The sequence below is a fragment of the Streptococcus sp. Z556 genome (genome assembly GCF_053010225.1).
Map to the genome: position 1 here is coordinate 21,755 of NZ_JBRKNU010000007.1, position 25,049 is coordinate 46,803.

21 protein-coding genes and 2 tRNA genes are annotated in these 25,049 nt (G+C 37.2%); 5 read left to right on the forward strand and 18 right to left on the reverse strand.

What is annotated here, in order from left to right:
• Positions 1–87: 87 nt before the first annotated feature.
• The 13 genes from tsf to yfmF all read right to left on the reverse strand — a co-directional run bounded on the left by tsf (position 88) and on the right by yfmF (position 12,741).
• On the reverse strand, positions 88–1,128 hold the full coding sequence (tsf, locus tag ACVC7S_RS08140) for a translation elongation factor Ts (protein WP_061586807.1): 1,041 nt from the start codon (positions 1,126–1,128) through the stop codon (positions 88–90).
• Positions 1,129–1,207: 79 nt separating this feature from the next.
• Positions 1,208–1,987 carry a 30S ribosomal protein S2 gene (rpsB, locus tag ACVC7S_RS08145; RefSeq protein ID WP_000268475.1) on the reverse strand — a complete coding sequence of 260 codons (780 nt, stop codon included), beginning with the start codon at positions 1,985–1,987 and terminating at the stop codon, positions 1,208–1,210.
• Positions 1,988–2,265: 278 nt separating this feature from the next.
• A complete protein-coding gene (locus tag ACVC7S_RS08150) occupies positions 2,266–3,477 on the reverse strand; it encodes an aminoacyltransferase (protein ID WP_447266790.1) in 1,212 nt (403 codons plus the stop codon).
• A gap of 205 nt (positions 3,478–3,682) precedes the next feature.
• Positions 3,683–4,894, reverse strand: a complete 1,212-nt coding sequence (gene pcsB / locus ACVC7S_RS08155) for a peptidoglycan hydrolase PcsB (RefSeq protein WP_447266791.1) — start codon at positions 4,892–4,894, stop codon at positions 3,683–3,685.
• A 94-nt stretch (positions 4,895–4,988) separates the two neighbouring features.
• Positions 4,989–5,483 carry a rod shape-determining protein MreD gene (gene mreD / locus ACVC7S_RS08160; protein WP_447266792.1) on the reverse strand — a complete coding sequence of 165 codons (495 nt, stop codon included), beginning with the start codon at positions 5,481–5,483 and terminating at the stop codon, positions 4,989–4,991.
• Positions 5,483–6,301: a rod shape-determining protein MreC gene (gene mreC, locus ACVC7S_RS08165; RefSeq protein WP_447266793.1), complete on the reverse strand. Its 819-nt coding sequence runs from the start codon at positions 6,299–6,301 to the stop codon at positions 5,483–5,485. The genes mreD and mreC overlap by 1 nt, the downstream gene beginning before the upstream one ends.
• A gap of 60 nt (positions 6,302–6,361) precedes the next feature.
• On the reverse strand, positions 6,362–7,156 hold the full coding sequence (locus ACVC7S_RS08170; RefSeq protein ID WP_447266794.1) for an energy-coupling factor transporter transmembrane component T family protein: 795 nt from the start codon (positions 7,154–7,156) through the stop codon (positions 6,362–6,364).
• Positions 7,149–7,988, reverse strand: coding sequence for an energy-coupling factor transporter ATPase (locus ACVC7S_RS08175; protein ID WP_447266795.1), 840 nt, complete (start codon positions 7,986–7,988; stop codon positions 7,149–7,151). The genes ACVC7S_RS08170 and ACVC7S_RS08175 overlap by 8 nt, the downstream gene beginning before the upstream one ends.
• Positions 7,973–8,800, reverse strand: coding sequence for an energy-coupling factor ABC transporter ATP-binding protein (locus ACVC7S_RS08180; RefSeq protein ID WP_049536491.1), 828 nt, complete (start codon positions 8,798–8,800; stop codon positions 7,973–7,975). The genes ACVC7S_RS08175 and ACVC7S_RS08180 overlap by 16 nt, the downstream gene beginning before the upstream one ends.
• Positions 8,797–9,342 (reverse strand): CDP-diacylglycerol--glycerol-3-phosphate 3-phosphatidyltransferase, encoded by a 546-nt coding sequence (gene pgsA / locus ACVC7S_RS08185; protein WP_447266796.1) that lies wholly within the window; start codon positions 9,340–9,342, stop codon positions 8,797–8,799. Before pgsA ends, ACVC7S_RS08180 begins: the two co-directional genes overlap by 4 nt.
• Before the next feature lie 10 nt (positions 9,343–9,352).
• On the reverse strand, positions 9,353–10,174 hold the full coding sequence (rodZ, locus tag ACVC7S_RS08190; protein WP_447266797.1) for a cytoskeleton protein RodZ: 822 nt from the start codon (positions 10,172–10,174) through the stop codon (positions 9,353–9,355).
• 36 nt (positions 10,175–10,210) lie between these two features.
• Positions 10,211–11,494 carry an EF-P 5-aminopentanol modification-associated protein YfmH gene (gene yfmH / locus ACVC7S_RS08195; protein WP_447266798.1) on the reverse strand — a complete coding sequence of 428 codons (1,284 nt, stop codon included), beginning with the start codon at positions 11,492–11,494 and terminating at the stop codon, positions 10,211–10,213.
• The gene (gene yfmF / locus ACVC7S_RS08200; protein ID WP_447266799.1) at positions 11,491–12,741 is read right to left on the reverse strand and encodes an EF-P 5-aminopentanol modification-associated protein YfmF; all 1,251 of its coding nucleotides are present in this window, start codon (positions 12,739–12,741) and stop codon (positions 11,491–11,493) included. Before yfmF ends, yfmH begins: the two co-directional genes overlap by 4 nt.
• A gap of 158 nt (positions 12,742–12,899) precedes the next feature.
• On the opposite strand from yfmF, the gene yaaA reads away from it, so the two are divergent.
• Positions 12,900–13,268 (forward strand): S4 domain-containing protein YaaA, encoded by a 369-nt coding sequence (gene yaaA, locus ACVC7S_RS08205; RefSeq protein WP_000455886.1) that lies wholly within the window; start codon positions 12,900–12,902, stop codon positions 13,266–13,268.
• Between the two features lie 2 nt (positions 13,269–13,270).
• On the forward strand, positions 13,271–14,362 hold the full coding sequence (gene recF, locus ACVC7S_RS08210; RefSeq protein ID WP_447266800.1) for a DNA replication/repair protein RecF: 1,092 nt from the start codon (positions 13,271–13,273) through the stop codon (positions 14,360–14,362).
• A 59-nt stretch (positions 14,363–14,421) separates the two neighbouring features.
• Here recF and guaB read toward each other — a convergent pair whose 3' ends face one another.
• Both guaB and trpS read right to left on the reverse strand, forming a co-directional pair.
• Positions 14,422–15,900: an IMP dehydrogenase gene (gene guaB, locus ACVC7S_RS08215; RefSeq protein WP_278275814.1), complete on the reverse strand. Its 1,479-nt coding sequence runs from the start codon at positions 15,898–15,900 to the stop codon at positions 14,422–14,424.
• Between the two features lie 153 nt (positions 15,901–16,053).
• The gene (gene trpS, locus ACVC7S_RS08220; RefSeq protein WP_045592612.1) at positions 16,054–17,079 is read right to left on the reverse strand and encodes a tryptophan--tRNA ligase; all 1,026 of its coding nucleotides are present in this window, start codon (positions 17,077–17,079) and stop codon (positions 16,054–16,056) included.
• Between the two features lie 194 nt (positions 17,080–17,273).
• Between trpS and ACVC7S_RS08225 the strand changes: the two genes are divergently transcribed.
• Together ACVC7S_RS08225 and ACVC7S_RS08230 are read left to right on the forward strand one after the other, a co-directional pair.
• Positions 17,274–18,896, forward strand: coding sequence for an ATP-binding cassette domain-containing protein (locus ACVC7S_RS08225; protein WP_447266801.1), 1,623 nt, complete (start codon positions 17,274–17,276; stop codon positions 18,894–18,896).
• Between the two features lie 61 nt (positions 18,897–18,957).
• Positions 18,958–21,510: a YfhO family protein gene (locus ACVC7S_RS08230; RefSeq protein WP_447266802.1), complete on the forward strand. Its 2,553-nt coding sequence runs from the start codon at positions 18,958–18,960 to the stop codon at positions 21,508–21,510.
• Between the two features lie 21 nt (positions 21,511–21,531).
• Here ACVC7S_RS08230 and ACVC7S_RS08235 read toward each other — a convergent pair whose 3' ends face one another.
• Positions 21,532–24,186: a YhgE/Pip family protein gene (locus ACVC7S_RS08235; protein ID WP_447266803.1), complete on the reverse strand. Its 2,655-nt coding sequence runs from the start codon at positions 24,184–24,186 to the stop codon at positions 21,532–21,534.
• Between the two features lie 128 nt (positions 24,187–24,314).
• Between ACVC7S_RS08235 and ACVC7S_RS08240 the strand changes: the two genes are divergently transcribed.
• Positions 24,315–24,857 carry a TetR/AcrR family transcriptional regulator C-terminal domain-containing protein gene (locus tag ACVC7S_RS08240; RefSeq protein ID WP_447266804.1) on the forward strand — a complete coding sequence of 181 codons (543 nt, stop codon included), beginning with the start codon at positions 24,315–24,317 and terminating at the stop codon, positions 24,855–24,857.
• 38 nt (positions 24,858–24,895) lie between these two features.
• Here the strand turns inward: ACVC7S_RS08240 and ACVC7S_RS08245 are convergent.
• Positions 24,896–24,969, reverse strand: a tRNA-Asn gene (locus ACVC7S_RS08245).
• A gap of 5 nt (positions 24,970–24,974) precedes the next feature.
• A tRNA-Glu gene (locus ACVC7S_RS08250) sits at positions 24,975–25,046 on the reverse strand.
• Positions 25,047–25,049: the final 3 nt, after the last annotated feature.

The window sequence follows — 25,049 nt, forward strand, 5'->3', positions numbered from 1 at the left end:
CTCCTAAATGCACTGAGCCCTTTTAAAGGGCTTTTTGTTTACTCACTCTAAAATAAAAAAAGGAAGCAAATTGCTTCCTTTTCATTATTAGTTATTTAAGGCTGCTGCCATTGTAGCTGCAACTTCTGCTTCGAAGTCGTTCGCAGCTTTCTCAATTCCTTCACCAACTTCAAAGCGAGCGAACTCAACTACTGAAGCGTTAACTGATTCAAGGTATGCTTCAACTGTCTTGCTGTCGTCCATGATGTAGACTTGTGCAAGAAGTGTGTATGCTTGGTCAACCTTAGTGTTGTCAAGCATGAAGCGATCCATTTTACCTGGAATGATTTTGTCCCAGATTTTTTCTGGTTTGCCTTCTGCAGCCAACTCTGCTTTGATGTCAGCTTCAGCTTGAGCAATCACTTCATCAGACAATTGTGCTTTTGATCCATACTTCAAGTGTGGAAGAGCTGGTTTACCAACCATTGCACGACTTTCGTTATCTTGGTCGATTACGTGGTTCAATTGTGCTAACTCATCTTTAACGAATTGCTCATCCAATTCTTTGTAAGAAAGAACTGTTGGTTTCATCGCAGCAATGTGCATTGAGATTTGTTTAGCAAGCGCTTCGTCTCCACCTTCAATAACAGAGATAACACCGATACGACCACCATTGTGTTGGTATGCTCCAAAGTGTTGTGCATCTGTTTTTTCAAGCAAAGCAAAACGACGGAATGAGATTTTTTCACCGATTGTAGCTGTTGCAGATACATATGCAGCTTCAAGAGTTTCACCTGAAGGCATTGTCAAAGCAAGAGCTTCTTCGTTGTTCGCTGGTTTTCCTTCAGCAATTACTTTAGCTGTTGCGTTTACCAAGTCAACGAATTGAGCGTTTTTCGCAACGAAGTCAGTTTCAGCGTTTACTTCAACTACTGCTGCAACGTTACCGTTAACATAAACACCAGTCAAACCTTCTGCAGCAACGCGGTCAGCTTTCTTAGCTGCTTTCGCCATACCTTTTTCACGAAGCAATTCAATCGCTTTTTCGATGTCACCGTCTGTTTCTACAAGCGCTTTTTTAGCGTCCATAACACCGGCACCAGATTTTTCACGCAACTCTTTTACAAGTTTAGCTGTAATTTCTGCCATTTTGATTCTCCTATATTTTTTAAAAAATAGGAGAGCTGGGCTACGCCCCGCCCTCCTAGGTAATTACTATTTATATGAATTAAGCGTTGTCGCCTTCTACAACTTCAACGATTTCTTCGATTGAGTCTGCTTGAGCTTCTGAAGCTGCAAATTCTGCTTCAACTGCTGCTGCATCTTCACCTTGACGTCCTTCGATGATAGCGTCAGCCAATTTAGCTGTAATCAATTTAACCGCACGGATAGCGTCATCGTTAGCTGGGATGATTACATCGATATCGTCTGGATCAGTGTTTGTGTCAACCATGGCTACAACTGGGATTCCCAATTTTTTAGCTTCTTTAACAGCGATTTGCTCTTTATGTGGGTCAACTACGTACATTACATCTGGGATACGAGGCATGTCTTCGATACCACCCAAGAATTTTTCAAGACGTGCACGTTGTTTGTTAAGAAGTGCAACTTCTTTCTTAGGAAGAACGTCAAAGATTCCTTCTTCTTCCATACGTTTGATTTCTTTCAAACGAGCAATACGTTTTTGGATAGTTCCCCAGTTAGTAAGAGTTCCACCCAACCAACGGTGGTTGATGTAGTATTGACCTGAACGCTCTGCTTCTTCTTTAACAGCGTCAGCAGCTTGTTTCTTAGTACCAACAAACAATACAACTGCATCGTTAGCTGCTGCATCACGCATAAAGTCGTAAGCTTGGTCAGCGTATTTTACAGTTTGTTGCAAGTCGATAACGTGGATTCCGTTACGCTCAGTGAAGATGTACTTAGCCATCTTAGGGTTCCAGCGACGAGTTTGGTGACCAAAGTGTACACCAGCCTCAAGAAGTTGTTTCATTGAAATTACTGCCATGAGTATTTCTCCTTTTTGTTTTTTCCTCTCCTTGATTTCAACTTGCAAAACGACCCGAGGGCAACAGTTTCACAATTCATCAAAAATGAGTATTATCGTTTACACGATAAGTTTCATTCTATCATAATTGGAGCTTTATTTCAAGTGATTTTGTTATTTTTTCTTATTAAATTACTAGTTGAAAGCTCTAAATTTAAAACATCTCAACATATACTGCTGAGATGTTCTGATAACTAATTTTTTTAAATTTAATGTAGTGGCAAAATAATTAGTTTATCCTATCTACTTCGAAGTTTCTTACGAATTTTATAAGCTAGATTAAACAAGAAATATAATGAACTAGTTGGATAATTAAACTCACCAGCAAATTCTTCGATAGTAGGATTAAACTTGGATTTAAAGTTAATTAACCCACCCTCTAAGTTGTTTTCAATTCCACCCATATTATGAGTCTCAGCCCCTCGTTCAAAAGAATGTTGAGCTGTCTCAAACCATGTAGGAATAGCAGGTTGATAGTGTCTAAATTCTTCATTCATTCCAGCATATAAGTTTTCAGAAGTTTTCCCAAATTCGATAGTTAAAGTACCAGACAATGGGACAACACTATCTCCTCTATCAATATAGCTCTTAAGAAAAGAAATTTCTTCTTCTAATCGATTTCTCTCTTGCTGATTATCTTTTACTTTACCTTCTTTCGTTTTATCTGTAAACTTCTGCGCTGTTTTTAGATTCTTTTCGAATTGCTTCTCAACTTCTTTCAATCTATTAGGTAGATCTAAATAGCTCAGTGTGATAAAGGAGTGGCTAGGATAAGTAGTCAGTAACTTTTGATAGTAATCTTTGTCTCGTAAACTAATGTTCTTACGAGACTCTGTTTTCTTCATTAAAAATGAAAATTCATCTAATAAATCGAGTCCACCAAATTTTACTTCCAATCCTTTATTTCTTGCAGTTCGGATGGCCTGTCTAGTAGACTTAGAAAGTTGATCAAGTGAAAAATTTTCTTTATGAATATTAGCTTGAAAACGTGGTTGTATATTTTCTGCCATATCCTTTGTTAAGCCTGTCCAATGAACTTTATTTTTTTTCAGTTCTTCAACAATTTCTAAAGTCATAGAATTTTGGACAGTTTCTTGGCCAATAAGACCTCTACTGATAAATAGACTTGGGTCAAATTTAACCATTATTGCATGGCTTTTTTTAGCAAGTTTTCTCAACGTTAAAAGAACAAATTTCAGAAGTTCTTTATCTTCATAATCAATTACTGGACCTCGTGGAATGTAGAACATAGAAAGTCCTAATGGTAGCGGCTGAATTAAGATATTTGCTACTCCAACTAATTGATTGTCTTTATAAAAGCCAACTCTCTCATTCCCCCAAGTATCCTTTATCTTGTACCAATCACTACTCTGCAATAAATTTCCTTGAGGATGATTTTCTAAAAATAAATCCCACTCTTTAACATCAACATTTATTTTATACGTAAACATAACTCCAACACCGACTTCCTTAGAAAACATTCTTTATTAACATGCTACACTCGTACTAAATCCCTACGTTTCATTTTACTTTAACCAAACAATTATAAGAATAGCATAGAAGTTCAAGTAATTATATAATGCAATTTATTTTTCAGCACTATACAAAGAGTGAGATTAATAAAATCTCACCCTAAATTTAGTAATAATCAGTATATTAGTTTGGATAAATGTATCTTACAGTACCTCTTGATGCTGTCGGATTAAACCATCCACGATAATTTCCGATTGGTTGAGTTCCACTGCCATCATAGTTACACTCAGAAACTTGAATACGAGTTGATGATTCAACTGCTGTAACAACTGCTACGTGACCGTATCCTCCATCATCCCATGAAGCAATTGCGCCAACTTGTGGTGTAGAACCTGTACGGAAACCTGCAGCCGCTGCACTAGCTGCCCACTGACCACCATTACCCCAATAATCACCGGCCCATGGAGCCAAGGTCTTAGCACCCCATGTACATTGACCTACAGGATAACTTGAAGCATTTGAGCTATATGTTGGACGAGTTCTAGTTACAGTTGGAGCAGGTGCTGGAGTGTAGCTTGAATCATCATCTGATGAAGAGCTTGAAGCTGCTTGCACTTGATCTGAAAGTGTTGTATTTCCAGAAGCAACAACTGATTGTTGTTGGCTTGTTTGACGTGCTTTATAAGCTGCCTCTGCCTCAGCTGCTGCTTTCGCTTCTGCTTCTGCAGTTGCTTTTTGTTCTAGCAAAGTAGCTTTTTCGCCTTCTGCAGTTGCTTTCTCAGCAGCAAGGTTCAACTCAGCAACTTTCAACTCAGCTTGCTTTGTTGTCAATGTTTGTGCATCGTCAGCAAGAGTTTGTTGGTTGGCAATTACGGTATTGATAGCTTCGTTATTCGCAACTTGTTTTTCAGAAATTGATTTTTTATCAGCCTTTTGTTGTTCCAACATTTTATTGTTAGCTGATACAATCTCGCTCATAGCTGCAACACGTGAAATAGCTTCAGTAATTGATTTTGAGTTTACAATTGTGTTGATGTAGCTAGTTGCAGCACCATTTGTTTGTGCGCTACGTGCTTGTTTTTCCAATGAGTCATTACGAGCAACAATGTTCTTAGAAAGCTCTGTAATTTCTCCTTCAAGTTTCTTAGACTCAGCTTGAAGTGTTTCATTTTCAGCTTGCAAGCTTGCTTGTTGTGTTTGAATAGCTGTAACTTGCGTTTGGATTTCATCTACTTCTTTTTGAGCTTCTTTTTGTTTAGCTGACAAGTCACTAATTTTACTATCTTGAGCAGCAATTTTTTCATCAGTTGTTTCAGCATGAACAGTTGTTAATACCGCCGTTTGTGAAACCAATACTGTACTTAACAAAAGTGACGCTAAGATTTTTTTCTTCATATTATGTAGATACTCCTTCTATTTAAGACATTACTAGTATACCAAAAAAAAGACATAATAAATATTACGCCTTTGTTACATTTATATTTCTTTCTCATAGATAATATTTTTCAAAAATGTATTGGAAAATCACCATCCATAAGAAGTTCAGAATCATTGATGGGACAAGACTATAGACAATGAAGACTGGCATAGAATCTACCGTCAATCCTACAGCTAAAGCCAGAAGATAACTCCCCATATCAAACAGAAAACTGATTACAATAATAGTCAGCATCCTTGTCCAACGATTTGTCAGAATCACACTGTTAAACTTGTGGAGCGAAGCACCAATCACGATAAACAAAAGCGTGGCAATTCCAATCAAGTGGAAAAAATAAATATCGTAAACCAAACCCACTATACAACAATAGGCTAGATAGAGATACTCTGACACCTCGATTGTCTCAAATAAGAGAAACAAGAATAGAAAATGACTGGCTAAATGAAAGTGGGGGAAGAAGGACCCCACCAATTGACCAATATGAGCATCAACTAGAACGACAACAGGGAGTAAAAAGAAAATACCAACTTGTTTAAACAGTCTCATTACGAATTCCCCACTAACTCTACCACATGAAGATCTTTGGTATCAGCACTCAACTTTACTGTTACCTCTCGTGTTAGATAATCACTGCTGTGTGTTGTGGCAACAACCTCGCCAACAGGAATATCCTTAACATTAAAGTTTCCGAGCCCCCCTGTCGTCACCTTGTCTCCCGCGCTAATGTCGCTATTACTATTTAATTGACTAATTTTAAGCAGTTCGGTTTCCTTGTCATAACCAACGATGATTCCATAAATTTCAGTAGAACCATGCAGGATTTTAACGGAAATTTTGTCGGAATTTTCAGTATTTGTCAATAAGTTGACCGTTGTTGAATGCTCCTCTACTTTTGAAACACTACCAATCAAGCCACCGTTTGCAATGGCCAACATGTTTTCAGAAACTCCTTTTGAACTTCCCACATCAATTGTCAACTCTTGCTTCCAAGATACTGGAGCTCGCATAATCACATCTGCTGCTAGGGTTTTTGTAGCCTGTAATTTTGACTTCATCTCTAGAAGCTGACGTAGTTGTTCATTTTCTGTTTTTAAACGTTCTGATTGATTAGACTCCACCTCTAGTTGATAGAGTTGTTTTTTTAGACTTTCGTTTTCATTGTAAGTCTGCGTCAAATGTCCCAAATCCGATTTGAAAGCATCAAACCACTGAAAGGGTTTTTGAACAATTCTATCTACTAAGGAAATGCCATCTCCTAGTTTTGTCACAATAGCACTTGAATAGGTTGTCACTAATAGTACAGAAACTGCCAGAACTGTGACAAAAACGATGATTAGATATTTTGATTTTTTAAAACGGTTCATATTCCTACCTTTTTACTAAAGATCTACTACTGTGATTTTTTTATAAATCTTACAAATCCACTAAGATTTTAAGAAAAATAAGAGACATCCCAGCACCAGAATCACAAGAATCGCCAGTGTATCCTTTTGACACCATCTCAACTGTCTATACTGGCTTCTACCCTTTCCTCCCTGATAACCACGCGCTTCCATGGCTATTGCCAATGAATCTGCACGCTTTAAGCTCGTCGCAAAAAGAGGAATTAAAATCGGAATCATAGCCTTTACTTTTTGAACGATACTACCTTCGCCAAAGTCAACTCCACGAGCCTTCTGAGCATTCATAATTCTCGTCGTGTCATCCATCAAGGTTGGAACAAAACGCAAACTCATTGATAACATGAGACCAATTTCATGAACGGGAACTTTCACGCGTTTCAGAGGCGCTAAAAGAGCTTCAACTGCAGCTGCCAGACTCAAAGGCATGGTCGTTAACGTTAGCAAAGTTGAAAAGAAAATAATCAACACAAAACGACAGAAAATAATCCCAGCTTGTTGCAAAGCATAATCCGTTATTTTTATAAAAGAAAACTCAAATAAGACATTTCCGCTTGAAATGAAAAAGAGTTGAAATAGAGTCGTAAAAGCAATCAAGAAAAACATGGATTTTAATCCCTGAACAAAAAATGAGAGGGAAACACCCGACAAAGCGATAAATATACCTGTTGCTACAAAAAGAATGAGATTGGCGAGGGGATTATTGGCCCAAAATACAATCAAAATCAACAGGATCATAGCGAGCAATTTACTACGGGGATCCAAGCGATGAATGATGGAATCTCCTGGTATATAACGCCCTAAAATCATACTATCCATTTAGCGACTCCTTAAACTCCTCTATCTTGATTGGCAGTTTTTTAAAAGCTACACCTCTATCTGCCAAACGTTTACAAAAGGCTGTGATTTTAGGCACACCTAACTGCACCTTTTCCATAGAGGCTACATCTTGGAAAACATCACTCGGTTTGCCACTTTTGACTAAACACCCCTTTTCCATAACATAGACCTGATCAGCATACGTAGCTACATCATCCATCAAATGCGTTACCAGGACGATTGTCATTCCAGAAAGGTGGAGTTCTTTAAACAAGGTCATCAATTCTTTTCTGCCCAGAGGATCTAGCCCTGCTGTTGGCTCATCCAAAACCAAGACAGTAGGCTCCATGGCTAGTATCCCTGCAATGGCCACACGTCTCATCTGACCACCCGAAAGTTCAAAAGGACTGCGCTCAAAGAGTGACTCATCGATGCCTACCAAGGCTAACTTTTCACGCGCAATTTTCTTGGCTTCTTCCTCAGAAACTCCAAAATTTTGTGGTCCAAACGCAACATCTTTCAAAACAGTTTCTTCGAAAATCTGATTTTCAGCAAATTGAAACACTAGACCGACTTGCTTTCGAATCTGTCGAATTTCTTTATTTGTTGATGTAGGAGTAATGACGGTATCGAAAACTCGAACAGAACCCTTACTTGGAAGCAATAGGCCATTTAAAAGCTGTAAGATCGTCGATTTCCCACTACCTGTATGTCCTATCAAAGCTGTATAGGAGCCGTCCTCAATCGTCAAGGAAACATCAGTCAAGGCTGATGAAGATAGGGGAGTCCCCTCTTGATAGGTAAAGCTCACATTTTCTAGAGTAATTCCCATAACTTGTCCTCTAGCTCTCCTTCTGTCAAATAGCCATCCGGCAACTGATAGCCTGTCTCTCTCAAAGATTCTCTCAATTGATTAGTAAAGGGATCATCTAAGCCTATCTGGTCAAGGTCATCCCGAGAAAAAAGTTCTCTTGGGCTACTGGTTGACTCCACTTGGCCTTTTTTCATGACCAAGACACGGTCACTCATCGCAACTTCTTCCAAGTCATGCGTAATGGAGACAACTGTCATCTGATAGTCTTTTCGAATCTCTTGAACTGTCTGAATCAGTTCTCTGCGCCCCTCGGGATCCAACATACTTGTAGCCTCGTCCAGAATCAAAATAGCCGGTCTCAGGGCAACAACTCCTGCAATAGCCACCCGTTGTTTTTGTCCACCAGATAAGCGGGCTGGTTCTCTCTTCTTAAAGTCTAGCATACCTACTAACTCCAAAGATTCAGCCACTCTCTTCTTCATTTCTTCACGAGGAAGTCCCTGATTTTCTAGGCCAAAGGCAACATCATCTTCAACAGTTGCACCTACAAATTGATTGTCTGGATTTTGAAAAACCATACCAATTTGACGACGCAAGTCCCAAACATTCTCAGGAGACAGCAATTGGCCATCTATCCAGATTTCTCCAGATTCCGCTTCAAGCAAGCCATCAATCAAACGAATAGTTGTTGACTTCCCACTCCCATTATGACCTACGATTGAGAGCCACTCCCCACGTTTCACGTGAAACGTAACGCTGTTAACATCATAATACTCTTGATCTTCTTTGTATCGAAAAGACAGATCTTTTACTTCAATAATCGATTTCATTTCGAACCAAATGTCCCTTTGAATACATGAGCGCTACCCTTGAAATAATCATAACCAGAGTAGATAGTGAAAAACAAAGCGGTATAAAGCAACAGTTGCCCAATTAAATTCCAATGTAAGAGCAAAAAGATAATGGCAAACATTTGACTAAAGGTCTTGATTTTCCCAGGCATCGCTGCCGCCAGAACTGTTCCACCCGTCTCAACGAGCAACAGACGAAGGCCTGTCACAGCGAGTTCACGACAGATGATAATAGCAACAACCCAAGCTGGAGCCATACCCAACTCAATCAACATGATAAAAGCTGACATAACCAACAACTTATCCGCCATTGGATCTGCAAACTTTCCAAAGTTGCTAACCACATTCCATTTTCGAGCAAGATACCCATCGAGATAATCTGTTACACTAGCAACTGCAAAGATAATCGCTGCCAGCAGGTGACTGCCTTGTGACTGGTCCAAAGTCAAAATAAGAATAAAGAGAGGTATAAAGAGAATTCTACCAATTGTTAATACATTAGGGATTTGTTCTTTTTTCATTGGTTTTTCCTTAATCTGTAGTGAATGTCAGTGTTACAGTTCCAGTCTGAGTTGTCAGCTTCGAGGTATCGATTGTTTGATTGTCCACAGTTAAAGTAACTCCCTTCACTACACCCAAAGTAATCGTCACAGGTTCTTTCGTCGAAACTGTTGTTTTTGCGTTTTTATTGTCTGATGACAAGGTCACACCACCTTCAAGGTCACTTCCTGAAACACTTACCCAGCTAGTTGCATCTGAAACTGTTAGCTGAACCGAAACTGTTTCCTTACTCGTTTTATAGCGAGCTTCAATGCGGTTCCCTTCACCTGAAACGGTAATAGTTGGTTCCGCAGTAGAAGATGAGCTTGATACCTGACTACTAGAAGATGAACTAGATGAGGTTGTTGAACTAGTTGAGTTCACAACACTATAGTTAGCTGAAGAAGGACTTGGCTGAGTTTGGATGTAGTTCCAAACATAGTAAGTCACAAAAATTAAAATTGATAAAGCAAATAGCACAAAATAAAATAAAGGGAGAAAAGACGTTTTTTTCTTATTTGATCGTCTACGACCAGACAGGTCTTCTTCATCAACATCGACCTCTTCATAGGTGATCATACTACCTGAATCATAGGCATCCAAGACAATTCTTTCATCTAATTCTACTGCCCAAGCATATTTTCTTAAAAAAGAACGAGCGTAAAAGGTACTAGGAAGTTGATCGAAATCATCCGCCTCCATTGCTTCTAGAAAATTCAACTGAATTTCAGTTTTTTCCTGCAATTCTTCTATACTCAATCCCTGGTTAATTCTAGCTAAACGCAGAACCTCGCCAATTGTTTTTTTTCTCATACTTACCATTCCTTCTTTCTAGTGTTCTTGCCTTATTTAGGCTGGAAAAATTGTAAAATCAACTAGATCACCATCATCAATCAAACGATGTCCAGCTTCAAGAACATCTTCCAAAGTAATCTCCTGTAAAATTTTCGGAAAATCAAAAATTGTTTCTCCGAGATCCATAGGATCGTATTGAGTTGCAATAAATTCCAAGGAGTTCATACTACTGAAAAATTCTCCAAACATCTCACTCTTAACAAGATCCAGATGCTCCTCAGTAATATCTGCATCACTACTAAACTGACGAATCGCTTTCCGAAATTGGTGCGACAAAGAAACAGGTTCCTTGGTATCCATCGTCAATATCACAAAATGAAAGCGACTATTTACCTCAACCTCTAGTGACAATGACGCATCTAACTTCCCTGTCTCGTATAATCTTTGAAAACGATCCGAGGTCCAGCCAAACATCATCGTAAATAGCAATTTCAATAAAATGTTGTAACGATAAGACTCCTCTTCCGTTATTTGACCAGTTCCTCTAATAGCAACAGCAAGTTTGGGTAAAGAAACTTCCATACGAAGACTATCTGTTTGCTTTACAGCTTGCAAAGGTAGTTGCTCTTTTGAAACTGGAAACTGCTCTAAAATCTTATTTTCCTTTTTCGAAAAGTATTCCTCAATGAGCTCCACATCAATATTTCCAACTAAAAATAGAGACATGTTGACAGGTTTGTAAAAGTCTGTAAAGTTTTCTTTTAAATTTGAAACTTGAATCTCAGAAATTGATTTCTCACTCCCAACAATATCTGTCGCTAAAGAAGTTTCAGGATAAAGATTGGCTAATGTTGCAAAAAACAAACGCGAATCTGGATCATCTTGATACATTTCTCGTTCTTGCTGGATAATATCTTGTTCCCTAAAAACAGACTCTTCTGTAAAATGAGCATCTCCAACTAACTCATCAAGTAAATCTAAATTATCTAATAAATGATCAATTGTTGAAAAAAGATAGCTGGTCTTGGTAAAGCTTGTAAAGGCGTTGCTATCTGCACCTAATCGAGTAAAAGCAGCCATCATATCTTCAGAATTTTCTCGTTCAAACAATTTATGTTCAAGAAAATGGGCAATTCCTGATGGATGATGACGTAAACCTTTTTCCAAACTTGTATAAGTTGCATCTACAGAGCCAAATTGAACCGTTACAACTCCGTAAACCTCATTATAATCTTGTTTAGGAAGTAAAGAAACTGTCAACCCATTTGACAATTGTGTTTTGTACACTCTTTCCTTTACAGCAGGATAGTATTTTTCTTCAAAAGTAACCCTTGTCATTCTACTCCTTCCATAAAGTAAATCGCTTGTAATTTCAAACTGTTGGCAGCTTTACATACAGCTTCTTTATCAACACTCTCTAATTTTTCCAACAACCGATCGATGTCAAGAGTCGCTTTTCCAAATAGTGCAGTTAAATAGATTCTTTCAACTAAGGTATGCTGACTATCTTGAGCAATTAATAAAGATCTTCGAATCATCTCCTTGGTTTGATAAAGCTCAAAATCTGTAAAGTTGCCCTTTTTCAAATCGATCAACTGATGATTCATCATTTTTCTAGCTTGATTCCGATTTCCTCTATCGATACCTGCATACATTCTTAACAAGCCACTAAACAGATCCAACTGACTAGAGACCGTATAGGCTATCCCAGCATTCTCACGAACGTTTGTAAAGAGTTTCGAATGTGCAAATTCCCCCAACAAACCATTCATAACAAGCATAGGCAGATGCTGATCATCACCATATTTTACAGGAGAATGATAGCCCATTTCCAAAACAGATTGTCCAACATTTCTCTGAACCATTCCTTCTTGTAAAACATTCGAATAAGACTGATTGTACTGGATGGCAACATCGCTCTTTCTAGCTGTAAAGGGCAATGACTTCAGCGATTCTGTAATTTCTACTTCATTAAAATCACCTAAGAAAAAGAAATCAATCCGATCATTTTTCAGAGCATCTTGAAAGCAAGTGTAGCTACTTTCCGGAGACTCATTTGAAATGCTATTTCGTAAATCACTGTATCTCAATTGAAGACGCTCATCATGGAAGAACAAGCTGTCTAACTCCTTATGAGCAAAATAAAATGAATCATCCATATCAGTAGCTAAGCTAGCCAATAATTGCTTTTTTTCAATTTCAAACAAGGTTGGTTCAAAGGCTCCATCTAGAACTAATGGGGCAAATAAAGTCTGTTCTACCAATTCCATAATTCGAGAAGTCAAGACATTTTTTTTACTCAAAAACTCATCTCGTACATAGGTAAAGGTTAAGTCAAGAATATGTGCCTGTCCTCTACGATAAGCACTCGTAGAAATATCTGCTCCGTACAAACTTGCTAAATATCTACGAAAAGCTTGGGAAGTTGGGTAAGCTTTATTGGCAGTCTCCAACATACTCGCACTTAACATGCGTCCTGTTACTGTCTCAAGAGATAAGGGAGTAGTAAAACGAACAGTGATTTTATTTGTTTTAAACTTTTTGGATTGAACAAAATGTGCTGAAATTCCAGGCACTAACTCCATACCTTACCTCCTTACATATAGAGTTCTATTATATCACGAAAAGGAAAATATTTCTTATTCTCTTTACCGCTTTTAAAATAAAAATCGTTTTCATTTCCAGTGATTTCGCTCACTTAATTCTAAGAAATATGGTATAATACCTTAGATTGAGGTGAATTATGGAATACAAATTATTTGAAGAATTTATTACGCTCCAAGCCCTCCTAAAAGAGCTTGGAATTATACAAAGCGGTGGTGCTATTAAATCCTTTTTGATGGAACATCAAGTTTACTTTAATGGTGAATTAGAAACTAGACGTGGGAAAAAAATTCGTGTTGGAGATGCGATTGACATCCCTGATTTAAAGATTGACATCACCTTGACACAACCAAGTTTAAAAGAGCAAGAAGAATACCAAGCAGATAAGATTGAAAAAGAGCGGATTGCTAAACTTGTCAAAGAGATGAACAAGGGTGTAAAGAAAGAAAAACAAAAAACTGCTTTATCACCTAAAACCAAACAAGCTCCACGTTTTCCAGGAAGATAATCATGTGGCTCCAACATTTAACAATAAAAACCTTTCGAAACTACAAAGAGACGAAAATTGATTTCAATCCAAAATTAAACGTCTTTTTAGGTCAAAATGCACAAGGAAAGACCAACATTCTAGAAGCAATCTATTTCTTGGCCTTAACACGTAGCCATCGGACTCGGACAGATAAAAATCTCATTCATTTTGATGAAGAACAACTCCATCTTTCTGGCTTGGTTCAGAAAAAAACAGGCTCTATCCCTCTAGAAATTGATTTAACACCCAAAGGGCGTGTGACTAAAGTCAATCACTTAAAGCAAGCTCGCCTCTCAGACTACATCGGACATATGAATGTAGTTCTCTTCGCACCTGAGGATCTCCAGTTAATTAAAGGAGCACCCTCTGTCCGTCGAAAGTTTATAGACATCGAACTGGGACAAATTAAACCAATCTACTTGTCAGACTTGTCAAACTATAACCATATACTCAAACAAAGAAACACTTACCTAAAATCCAGTCAAAAGATTGACGAAACATTTCTGTCGGTCTTAGATGATCAGTTAGTAGAGTATGGTTGTCGCGTCATAAAACATCGGATAAAATTCATCAAAGACCTAGAGAAATTCGGTCAAAAAACACACTTAGAAATTTCAAACCAATCAGAAGAGTTGTCAATTTCTTATCAATCAACTGTCAACTTCACTAATGAAGAAGTCTTAATGGATTCTTTTAAAATGGCTTTAGAAAAAAGTAAATCAAGAGATTTATTTAAAAAGAATACTGGTGTTGGCCCTCATCGAGATGACATTGCTTTCTATATCAACGGTATGGATGCTAGTTTTGGAAGTCAAGGGCAACATCGTAGTCTTGTGCTTTCTATCAAACTAGCAGAGATTGAACTAATGGAAAGCATTACTAACGAGTCTCCAATACTCTTGCTTGACGATGTTATGAGCGAGCTTGACAACACACGACAATTAAAATTACTAGAAACTATTTCACAATCTATCCAGACCTTCATCACAACAACAAGTTTAGATCACTTACAAAACTTGCCAGAAAATCTTAGCATTTTCAACATCCAAAACGGTAAAATATCTGTAAATTAAAATTGACACCTTTGTAAACAAAAAAGGACTCCTGAATTTCAGGAGTTCTTTTTTACTTCTTACATAGAGTAGTTTGGTGCCTCATTAGTGATTTGTACATCATGAGGATGGCTTTCTTTTAGGCCAGCTCCAGACATTTCAATAAATTGAGCCTTGTCGTGCAATTCTTTAAGGTTAGCTGCACCACAGTAACCCATACCAGAGCGAATACCACCAATCATTTGGAAGACAATATCAGCTGCTGCACCTTTATAGGCAACACGACCTTCAATTCCTTCTGGAACGAGTTTGTTTGCTTCATTGATAGAACCTTGGAAGTAACGATCACTTGAACCTTTTTTCATTGCAGCGATTGATCCCATACCACGGTAAGTCTTAAACTTACGTCCTTGGAAAATTTCAGTTTCACCTGGTGCTTCATCTGTTCCAGCAAACATTGAACCAAGCATAACTGCATTTCCACCTGCAGCAAGGGCTTTTACAATATCTCCAGAATACTTGATTCCACCATCAGCAATAATCGTTTTTCCATATTCGCGCGCAACTGCTGCCGCATCATAAATTGCTGTCACTTGTGGGACACCTACACCTGCAATCACACGAGTAGTACAGATAGAACCTGGTCCAATCCCGACTTTGACAACATCCACACCCGCATCATAAAGAGCACGCGCACCTTCTGCAGTTGCAATATTACCAGCAATCAAAGTGCGATCTGGGAAGTGAGCACGAATTTCAGCAATTTTACGTAAAACCCCAGCAGAGTGACCATGTGCAGTATCAATAACAATTGCATCAGCTCCTGCTTCAAAGAGAGCCTCTGCACGTTCAAATGTATCTGAAGTGACACCCACCGCACCAGCAACTAGTAGACGACCAAATTCATCTTTGGCAGCATTTGGAAACTCAATAACTTTTTCAATATCCTTAATAGTAATCAAGCCAGAAAGACGGCCTTCTTCGTCAACCAAAGGAAGTTTTTCAATACGGTGTTCTTGAAGAATATGTTCAGCTGTTGCAAGATCTGTACCAACAGGGGCAGTGACAAGATTTTCACTGGTCATATGGTTTGAGATTGGTTGATTGTAATCTGAAATGAAGCGAAGATCTCGGTTTGTTAGAATACCAACCAATTTACGGTTTTCAAGTGTCTCTACAACTGGAACACCACTGATACGGTAACGTCCCATCAGTTCGTCTGCCTCAGCAATGGTATGTTCTGGAGTCAAGAAGAATGGATCAATAATAACACCATTTTCAGAACGTTTTACCTTGCGAACTTCGTCTGCTTGTTGCGCAATAGACATATTTTTATGGATTACTCCGAGACCACCAGCACGAGCAATGGCAATGGCCATTTGGCTTTCTGTGACTGTGTCCATTGCGGCTGTAATAATTGGGATATTTAAAGTCAGATTATCTGCCAATTTTGTTGTTAAATCTGCATCATTCGGCAACACATGACTCTCTGCTGGAATGAGCAATACATCATCAAAGGTAAAACCTTTTTTCAAAAATTTAGTGTCCCAATTAGACATTCGAAGTTTCCTCTTTTCTTTCTTTTTGAGCTTGACTCTTTTTGTATTGTATCTATCATACCATTCTATGAAAATTTGTCAAATGATACAAGGACAAATAAAAAAACTATCTTTTCCTGTGCGAAAAAAGATAATTTCTTATAGTATATAAGCTTATTTAAAATAATGAAGTCCCATTGCTTCCTTAACCTCAGATAGAGTTTGTCCTGCAACCTCGCGAGCTTTTTCGCTTCCTTTTTGAAGCATATTATACACTTCTCCCATATCCTGAGCAAATTCGATACGGCGCTCACGAATAGGACCAAGTTCGCGTTCAAGTATTTCGAGTAGATAGCGTTTCGTCTTCACATCACCAAGACCACCACGTTGATAGTGTTCTTTCATCTCTGCAATTTCTTGAGCATCTTCAGGACGACCAAAAACATCTAGATAATGGAAAACCATGTTTCCTTCAATCTTACCTGGATCCTCAACTCGAATATGATCTGGGTCTGTATACATACTCATGACTTTTTTACGCAAAGTATCAGCATCATCAGCTAGATAAATACCATTATTAAGGGATTTAGACATTTTAGCATTCCCATCTAGACCAGGTAGACGACCTGCTCTTTCATTTTCTGGATAAATACCTTCTGGCTCAATCAATACATCACAATTATAAGCATGATTAAAGGAACGAACAATCTCACGAGTTTGTTCAATCATTGGTTTTTGGTCTGTTCCTACAGGAACATAATTAGCCTTAAAGGCTGTGATATCTGCTGCCTGAGCGATTGGATAAACCAAAAAACCTGTCGGAATACTTTCCCCAAATCCTTTTTGAGCAATCTCTGTTTTTACTGTCGGATTACGCTCCAAACGAGCTAGTGACACCAAATTCATATAGTACATAGACAGCTCAGCCAACTCTGGAATCTGACTTTGAATAAAGATAGTTGATTTACTAGGATCCAATCCAACTGCTAAGTAATCTAAGGCAACATTCCCAATCGATTCTACAATCGTTTGAGGGTCTTTGGCGTGATCTGTCAATGCTTGTTGGTCCGCCAAAAAAACAAACATCTCATACTTGTCTTCTTCCTGCAGTAATACTCTATTTTTAAGACTCCCAACATAATGTCCAATATGCAGTTTTCCTGTTGGGCGATCTCCTGTTAAAATAATGGGTTTCGTCATTTTTTTCTCCTTCGAAATGGTCTCTTCAATTATAGCATTTTTTTGTTAAAATAACAGAAATTTTTTTAAATCAAATAGCCAATACACTGTAAACAAAACTGTAAATTTAGTTGACATAAAATTGACAAAGAAAAATTTGAATATTTTTCTCTTTTCTAGTAGAATAAATATATTACATATATAGGAGAAAAACATTGCTTACAGTATCTGATGTTTCACTACGTTTTAGTGATCGCAAACTTTTTGATGATGTCAATATCAAATTTACAGAAGGAAATACTTATGGATTAATTGGTGCTAATGGTGCTGGGAAGTCTACATTCTTAAAAATTTTAGCTGGAGATATCGAACCTACAACTGGTCACATTTCTCTTGGTCCAGATGAACGTCTCTCTGTTCTTCGTCAAAATCACTTTGACTATGAAGATGAACGTGCAATTGATGTCGTTATCATGGGAAATGAAAAACTTTATAGCATCATGAAGGAAAAAGATGCTATCTACATGAAGGAAGATTTCTCTGATGAGGATGGTGTGCGTGCTGCCGAACTCGAAGGTGAATTTGCCGAACTTGGAGGTTGGGAGGCAGAGAGTGAAGCGTCTCAACTACTTCAAAATCTTAATATTCCAGAAGAATTGCACTATCAAAACATGAGCGAATTAGCCAATGGTGAAAAAGTGAAGGTTCTCCTTGCTAAAGCACTTTTTGGTAAACCTGATGTTCTTCTTTTGGACGAGCCAACCAACGGTTTAGATATCCAGTCTATTACTTGGTTAGAAGACTTCTTGATTGACTTTGATAACACTGTTATCGTGGTATCTCATGACCGCCACTTCTTAAACAAAGTATGTACCCACATGGCCGACCTTGACTTTGGAAAAATCAAACTCTATGTCGGAAACTATGACTTCTGGAAAGAATCTTCTGAGCTCGCTGCTAAATTACTAGCAGACCGTAATGCCAAGGCAGAAGAAAAAATTAAGCAATTGCAAGAATTCGTTGCTCGCTTCTCTGCCAACGCTTCTAAGTCAAGACAAGCAACATCTCGTAAAAAAATGCTTGACAAGATTGAATTAGAAGAGATTGTTCCTTCTAGTCGTAAATACCCATTTATCAACTTTAAAGCAGAACGTGAGATTGGTAATGATCTCTTGACAGTAGAAAATCTAACTGTAAAGATTGATGGTGAGACTATTTTAGATAATATCAGCTTTATCTTGCGTCCAGGTGATAAGACGGCTCTTATTGGACAAAATGACATCCAAACTACGGCATTAATTCGTGCAATCATGGGTGACATTGACTATGAAGGAACAGTTAAGTGGGGAGTTACTACTAGTCGCTCTTACTTGCCAAAAGATAACTCTGCTGATTTTGCAGGGAGTGAGTCAATTCTTGACTGGTTGCGTCAATTTGCAAGTAAAGAAGAAGACGATAATACCTTCTTACGTGGTTTCCTTGGTCGTATGCTCTTCTCTGGCGATGAGGTTAACAAACCTGTAAATGTCTTGTCAGGGGGAGAAAAAGTTCGTGTCATGCTTTCAAAACTTATGCTTTTGAAATCAAATGTCCTTGTACTTGATGATCCAACAAATCACTTGGACTTGGAATCTATCTCAAGTTTAAACGATGGATTGAAAAACTTTAAAGAATCAATCATCTTTGCCAGTCATGACCACGAGTTCATTCAAACTTTGGCAAACCATATCATTGTTTTATCTAAGAATGGCGTCATTGATCGTATCGATGAAACCTATGATGAATTCCTAGAAAATGCAGAAGTACAAGCAAAAGTCAAAGACCTTTGGAAAGTCTAAATAAGACTTCAAAACTCAGTTGGGTTAACCAACTGAGTTTTCTATCATTCTACGAGGTAACATGAAATCATTTTTTAAAACATATTGGACCTATTTTGTTTCTTTCATCATTCCTTTAGTAATTATGACTGGAGTATACCTAACTCAAGGTATCTACTGGAATAGCGATACATCTCCACTATTAGGAGATGGTTTCCATCAATACGTTATTTTTGATGTGGCTTTACGGAATATTCTACATGGAAATGGTAGTTTGTTTTACACCTTTACAAGTGGCCTCGGACTGAATTTCTATGCTCTATCTAGTTATTACTTGGGTAGTTTTCTCTCACCTCTGGTTTACTTTTTTAATCTGTCGAATATGCCAGATGCTGTTTATCTAACAACTCTATTAAAATTTGGATTGATTGGACTGTCAACCTTCTTTAGTCTAAATAGATTATTTGAAGATATTCCGAAATATTTAAAACTGTCCTTATCTACTTCCTATGCTCTAATGAGCTTTACCGTTAGTCAGTTAGAGATAAAAACCTGGCTAGATGTTTTTATCTTGATTCCTTTAATTATAACTGGCTTACACATCCTTATAACGGAAAAGAAGTGCCTGCTATACTTTACAAGTCTGTCAATCTTGTTTATTCAAAACTATTATTTTGGATATATGACAGCTTTGTTTCTTATTTTCTGGTATCTCTGCCAAATTTCATGGGACTTTAAAAATCGAAGATCATCTTTTCTTGATTTTGTTGTCACCTCCTTTTTAGCAGGAATGGCTAGTTTGATTATGACTCTTCCTACATTGTTTGATTTACAAACTCATGGGGAGAAGTTAACTGCCATTACAAAATTAAAGACAGATAGTAGTTGGTATTTGGATATTTTCGCAAAACAATTCATTGGATCTTTTGATACAACTAAGTATGGATCTATACCAATGATTTTTGTTGGATTGCTTCCTTTTATTTTAACCATTCTATTTTTCACAATAAAATCCATCAAGTTTCACGTGAAACTTACTTATGCAATTCTCTTTATTTTTTTAATAACAAGCTTTTACATAGAGGCACTTGATTTATTTTGGCAGGGGATGCATACTCCAAATATGTTTTTGCATCGCTATGCTTGGATTTTTTCTACTCTGTTAATTTATACTGCAGCAGAAGTCTTAAATCGCCTGAAAGAACTGAAACTCTGGAATCTATTTGTCTCACTTTTTCTTGTACTAACAGGATTTTTGGCTACTGTATACTTTAAATCACACTATTCTTTTTTAACTGATTTGAATATCCTACTCACTCTTGAATTTCTACTGGTTTATGCTCTTTTACTTCTTGCAGTCATTAAAAAATTTATCTCTGTAAAACTATTTGCAATTCTTTTATCTTTATTTATAACAGTTGAGATAAGCCTTAATGCTTCAGCTCAAATGGAAGGAATAGCTAAAGAATGGGCTTTTGCTTCTCGCAGCGTCTATAATAGAGATGTCACTGCTCTGGAATCTATTCTAAACCAAATTGACGATCCATTTACACGTACTGAAAAACTGCAAATTCAGACAGGAAATGACAGTATGAAATTTAATTACAATGGAATCTCTCAATTCTCGTCTGTACGAAATCGCTCAGCTAGCACTAGTTTAGATAAACTGGGATTCAAATCCTCTGGAACTAACCTCAATCTTCGTTATACAAATAATAGTATTTTAGCAGACAGTTTATTTGGAATCCAGTACAATATTTCAGAAACTCCTCTTGATAAATATGGATTTCAAGAGATTTATCAAAAGGATCATTTAACCTTATATAAAAATCAACTTTCCCTCCCCATTGCTTTTGCTACTCAATCTATTTACACAGATGTAAACTTTAATAATCATACTCTGGATAATCAGGCTTTATTTATAAACCAGCTTGCTAATCTCAACTTAGATTATTTCTATCCAATAGCATATGATAAAACAGATGATTCTGAAGGTTTAACAAGCATCACAAGTTCTACGAATGAGGATGCAAGGATTGATTATCAAATTGAGGTTCCTCAAAATAGTCAAGTCTATCTCTCTTTTTCAAACCTTCATTTTACTAATGATAAACAAAAGAAGGTTGACATACTTGTCAATGGAGAAAAGAAGACTTTTACAACTGACAATGCATTTAATTTCTTTAATTTGAGTTATACTGAGGAACAAAAAACTTTCAATATCAGTGTTAGTTTCCCTGGAAATTCTCAGGTGTCATTTGAATCTCCAACCTTCTATCGTTTAGATACTCAGGCTTTTACTGAAGCAATCCAAAAAATTAAAGAACAACCTGTAGAAGTATCCACCTCTAAAAATAAAGTCTTTGCTACATATGAAGTAAAACAAGATACCTCTATTTTCTTCACCATTCCTTATGACAAAGGTTGGTCTGCATACCAAGATGGGAAAAAACTTGAAATCAAGCAGGCTCAAACTGGTTTTATGAAAGTTGATGTTCCAAAGGGAAAAGGAACCATTACACTTTCCTTTATTCCCAATGGTTTTGTTATTGGAGCAGTCTGCTCAGTAACTGCCCTTCTTCTTTTTGGAATCTATAATTACAGACAAAATTTATCTAATACAGAAAAAGATTGACCAAGGAATTGGTCAATCTTTTTAATCTTCCTCCATTTTCTTAGGTTGATAAGCTAGCATACCTAAAGCAGTAAAGAAAGCTAGTGTTATAATAAGGAAAATCACTTGGTGATGAATATTTCCTGTCATAGAGATTGTTTGTCGTAAGCCTGATACAGAGTAACTCATTGGTAACCATGGATTGATACCTTTAAAGAAATCATTTGTCAAAGCAAGGGGATAAGTCCCTGCACTTGATGCTAACTGTAATAATAGTAAAATAAGAGAGAAGAATGCTCCTAAACGGCTATTCCAAGTTGTTAAAGCTGTCACCATAGACATAAAAGCTAAACTTATGATTATAATTAAAATTAAGGTTCTCATCTCATGGTTAGCAGTTAAACCAATCAGATGGACACCGCCATAAACTAAAACACCTGCTAAGACAGCTATAATGCCATTTATTTCAGATCGAGACTTCAACCAAGCCCAACGACTCTCTGGATGACGTCCAGAAGGCAACTTGGCAAAAATCATATTGGTAGATATAGCAGCAACAAAAAGAGCAACTGATATCATATAAGGAGCCATAGCAATCCCATTTACAGGAACATGGTCGTTATCTGTTTTTGAGAGAACTAGAGGTTCAGATAATGTTTCTGCATTTTTAGATTCTGTTGATGCTGATTTAAGTTGATTATTAGCATTGCCTAATCCTTGTCCTAATGAATCAACTCCTGTCTGTAAATCTTCAAGACTAAAGGTTAAGGTTGTTCCACCATCTGCTAGTTTTCCAGCACCATCTGCAATCTTCATAGCGCCACTTCCTAGTTGGGATGCTGCAGAAAGTAACTGTGTTGATTTGTCTGTTAATTGACCAGAGCCAAATTGTAATTTAGTAATACCTGCTATCAGCTCTGGGTTCTTATTATTCAATTGAGCAGAACCAGTTGACAAGCTTTCTATACCTGATACTAATTCTGGAGCTTTTCCAGCTAACGCATCTACTCCAGCTGTCAAGCTTGATGTATTTTCTGTCAACTTACTTGATCCAGACACTAATTGATCTAGACTAGTTGTTAAACTTGCATTCTTTTCACTTAGTTGATTAGCACCTATAGAAATTGTGTCCAATCCCTTAGTATAGTTTACAACTCCTTTTTCAATTGACTGACTTCCTGGAACCAACTGATTATCTACAGCAGTTTGCAATTTTGTAAATCCATTTGACAAGGTTGTCAAGGAGCTAGATGCTGCAGGTAAGAGTTGATTTGCTTTCGTCTGCACATCAGATAGATTAGATACTTGTTGTTCTGAATTCTCTAAACTTTCTTTCAATCCTCCTACTGTCGTTAAAATTGTTTTTGCTGACTCAATAGTAGAACTAGAATTTTTAGAAATAGCTTCTATCAGTTCTTTCTTTTGTTCATCTGTGAGAGATTGATAAGTAGCTGTTGATTGAAGGTTAGCAATAGTTTTCTCTTGTTCTGTCTGACTTTTGGTCACAATATCCTGTGCAAGAGTTGTTAGATTTGGCAAAACTTCTGACAATGTACTTTTCAGTTGAGTATTATCTGATATTGTAAGAGCTTGTAATGTTTTATTCAGTTCTCCTAAGCTAGTTTCCAATTGAGCTATTTCTTCATTTTGTTGAGATGAGGACTCCAATTGACTTGAAATTTCTTTAATACCAGTATTTAATTGCTCCATTCCATCTCTTAGGGCAGCTGATTGATTGGATAATTGACTTGTTCCATTAGAAAGTTCTTTCACACTACTTGTATAAGCATTTACACCAACTGAAAATTGATTGAGGCCTGTATCCAGTTGTGAAACGCCACCTGTGTAGGACTTTATACCTGTATTTAGTTGATTTACACCTGCCACCAACTCGGGAGTTTTTGACGCTAATTGACCCAGTCCAGTGTCAACCTGTGAGACAGCATTTGTATAACTTTGTAAACCACTATTAAAAGTTCCTAAACCAATATGTAATTGCTCTATAGCAGATACATAGCTAGATAATCCTTTTGTAAATTGATCTGCTCCATTTGAAAAAGTTACACTTGAGTTGGCTAGAGTATTAAGATTTGTAGATAATGTTTGACTTCCCATCACCAACTGATTCGCTCCATTAGCCAGTTGTTCACTTCCATCAGCTGCCTTGTTTACTCCAGACTTCAAGTCATTCATTTTTTGAAATAAAGCCTTGGTATACGTTTCAGTTACATTAGTAGAAACGGTTTGTTTTAATTGTGTCATTGCAGAATCACTCATCTTGCTTGCAATAAAGCTATGCCCACTTGACGTCTGATAATCAATCTGCATTTGTTCAGGATGATTCGTTAGGATAGAGGTCGCTTTTTCAGATAAGTCACTTGGTAATGTTACCACCATATAGTAGTCACCATCTTCTAGCCCTTTTCCCCCTTCCTCTTCATTAACAAAGTGAAAATCTAAAGCCTTATTTTCTTTTAAATTAGACACCATGTCTTCACCAATTGTCATTGTCTGTCCATTATAAGAAGCTTCCTTATCTTTATTGACAACTGCCACAGGTAACTCCGATACTTGACCATATGGATCCCACATGGACGATAAAAATATAATGTTGTATAAAGCTGGAATGAGAGAAATCCCTATCATTACAATGATAAAGGTCGTTTTTTTAAATATTGCTTTCCATTCTTTAAACATATTTTCTCCTTTTTTAAACATATTGTCTAAAATTTTGATATAATAGATTATACATAAAAAAATCCAAATTACAAGGTAAAAAATATTTTTTTAGACATATAGTCTATTTTTGTGTACAAGGAGGAATTATGAAAGAAAGTAACAAACGTTTAAAAACAAAACGAATTATCGAAAATGCCATGGTTCAATTGTTGATGGACCACCCCTTTGATCAAATTTCTACGGTCAAGTTAGCTGAAAAAGCCGGAATTAGTCGTTCCAGCTTTTACACTCACTACAAGGATAAGTATGATATGATTGAGCACTACCAAAGTAAACTCTTTCATACCTTTGAATATATTTTTCAAAAACATGTTCATCATAAAAGAGACGCTATTTTAGAAGTATTTGAATATCTAGAATCAGAACCACTTCTGGCTGCTCTTCTTTCTGAAAATGGAACCAAAGAAATCCAAAATTTCTTGAGAAATAAACTGCATATTATGCTTAGTACTGATCTTCAGAAACGTTTTATGCAACTACAACTCAATCCAATTGAACTAGAATACAGTAGCATTTATCTAACAAATGCCCTATTCGGAGTTTGCCAGACGTGGATTGCCCACGGAAAAAAAGAAAGTCCGCAAGAAATGACAGACTTCCTTATGAAAATGTTAGGTGATACAAACTAAGAATAAAAAGAACACCACCTGGTGTTCTTTTTATCTGACTCCGCCAGTAGGACTCGAACCTACGACATCATGATTAACAGTCATGCGCTACTACCAACTGAGCTATGGCGGATAAAATAGTCCGTACGGGATTCGAACCCGTGTTACCGCCGTGAAAAGGCGGTGTCTTAACCCCTTGACCAACGGACCATC

Coding starts and splice junctions, on each gene's coding strand:
- tsf (WP_061586807.1), bottom strand. CDS start 1,128: ATGGCAGAAATTACAGCTAAACTTGTAAAAGAGTTGCGTGAAAAATCT.
- rpsB (WP_000268475.1), bottom strand. CDS start 1,987: ATGGCAGTAATTTCAATGAAACAACTTCTTGAGGCTGGTGTACACTTT.
- ACVC7S_RS08150 (WP_447266790.1), bottom strand. CDS start 3,477: ATGTTTACGTATAAAATAAATGTTGATGTTAAAGAGTGGGATTTATTT.
- pcsB (WP_447266791.1), bottom strand. CDS start 4,894: ATGAAGAAAAAAATCTTAGCGTCACTTTTGTTAAGTACAGTATTGGTT.
- mreD (WP_447266792.1), bottom strand. CDS start 5,483: ATGAGACTGTTTAAACAAGTTGGTATTTTCTTTTTACTCCCTGTTGTC.
- mreC (WP_447266793.1), bottom strand. CDS start 6,301: ATGAACCGTTTTAAAAAATCAAAATATCTAATCATCGTTTTTGTCACA.
- ACVC7S_RS08170 (WP_447266794.1), bottom strand. CDS start 7,156: ATGGATAGTATGATTTTAGGGCGTTATATACCAGGAGATTCCATCATT.
- ACVC7S_RS08175 (WP_447266795.1), bottom strand. CDS start 7,988: ATGGGAATTACTCTAGAAAATGTGAGCTTTACCTATCAAGAGGGGACT.
- ACVC7S_RS08180 (WP_049536491.1), bottom strand. CDS start 8,800: ATGAAATCGATTATTGAAGTAAAAGATCTGTCTTTTCGATACAAAGAA.
- pgsA (WP_447266796.1), bottom strand. CDS start 9,342: ATGAAAAAAGAACAAATCCCTAATGTATTAACAATTGGTAGAATTCTC.
- rodZ (WP_447266797.1), bottom strand. CDS start 10,174: ATGAGAAAAAAAACAATTGGCGAGGTTCTGCGTTTAGCTAGAATTAAC.
- yfmH (WP_447266798.1), bottom strand. CDS start 11,494: ATGACAAGGGTTACTTTTGAAGAAAAATACTATCCTGCTGTAAAGGAA.
- yfmF (WP_447266799.1), bottom strand. CDS start 12,741: ATGGAGTTAGTGCCTGGAATTTCAGCACATTTTGTTCAATCCAAAAAG.
- yaaA (WP_000455886.1), top strand. CDS start 12,900: ATGGAATACAAATTATTTGAAGAATTTATTACGCTCCAAGCCCTCCTA.
- recF (WP_447266800.1), top strand. CDS start 13,271: ATGTGGCTCCAACATTTAACAATAAAAACCTTTCGAAACTACAAAGAG.
- guaB (WP_278275814.1), bottom strand. CDS start 15,900: ATGTCTAATTGGGACACTAAATTTTTGAAAAAAGGTTTTACCTTTGAT.
- trpS (WP_045592612.1), bottom strand. CDS start 17,079: ATGACGAAACCCATTATTTTAACAGGAGATCGCCCAACAGGAAAACTG.
- ACVC7S_RS08230 (WP_447266802.1), top strand. CDS start 18,958: ATGAAATCATTTTTTAAAACATATTGGACCTATTTTGTTTCTTTCATC.
- ACVC7S_RS08235 (WP_447266803.1), bottom strand. CDS start 24,186: ATGTTTAAAGAATGGAAAGCAATATTTAAAAAAACGACCTTTATCATT.
- ACVC7S_RS08240 (WP_447266804.1), top strand. CDS start 24,315: ATGAAAGAAAGTAACAAACGTTTAAAAACAAAACGAATTATCGAAAAT.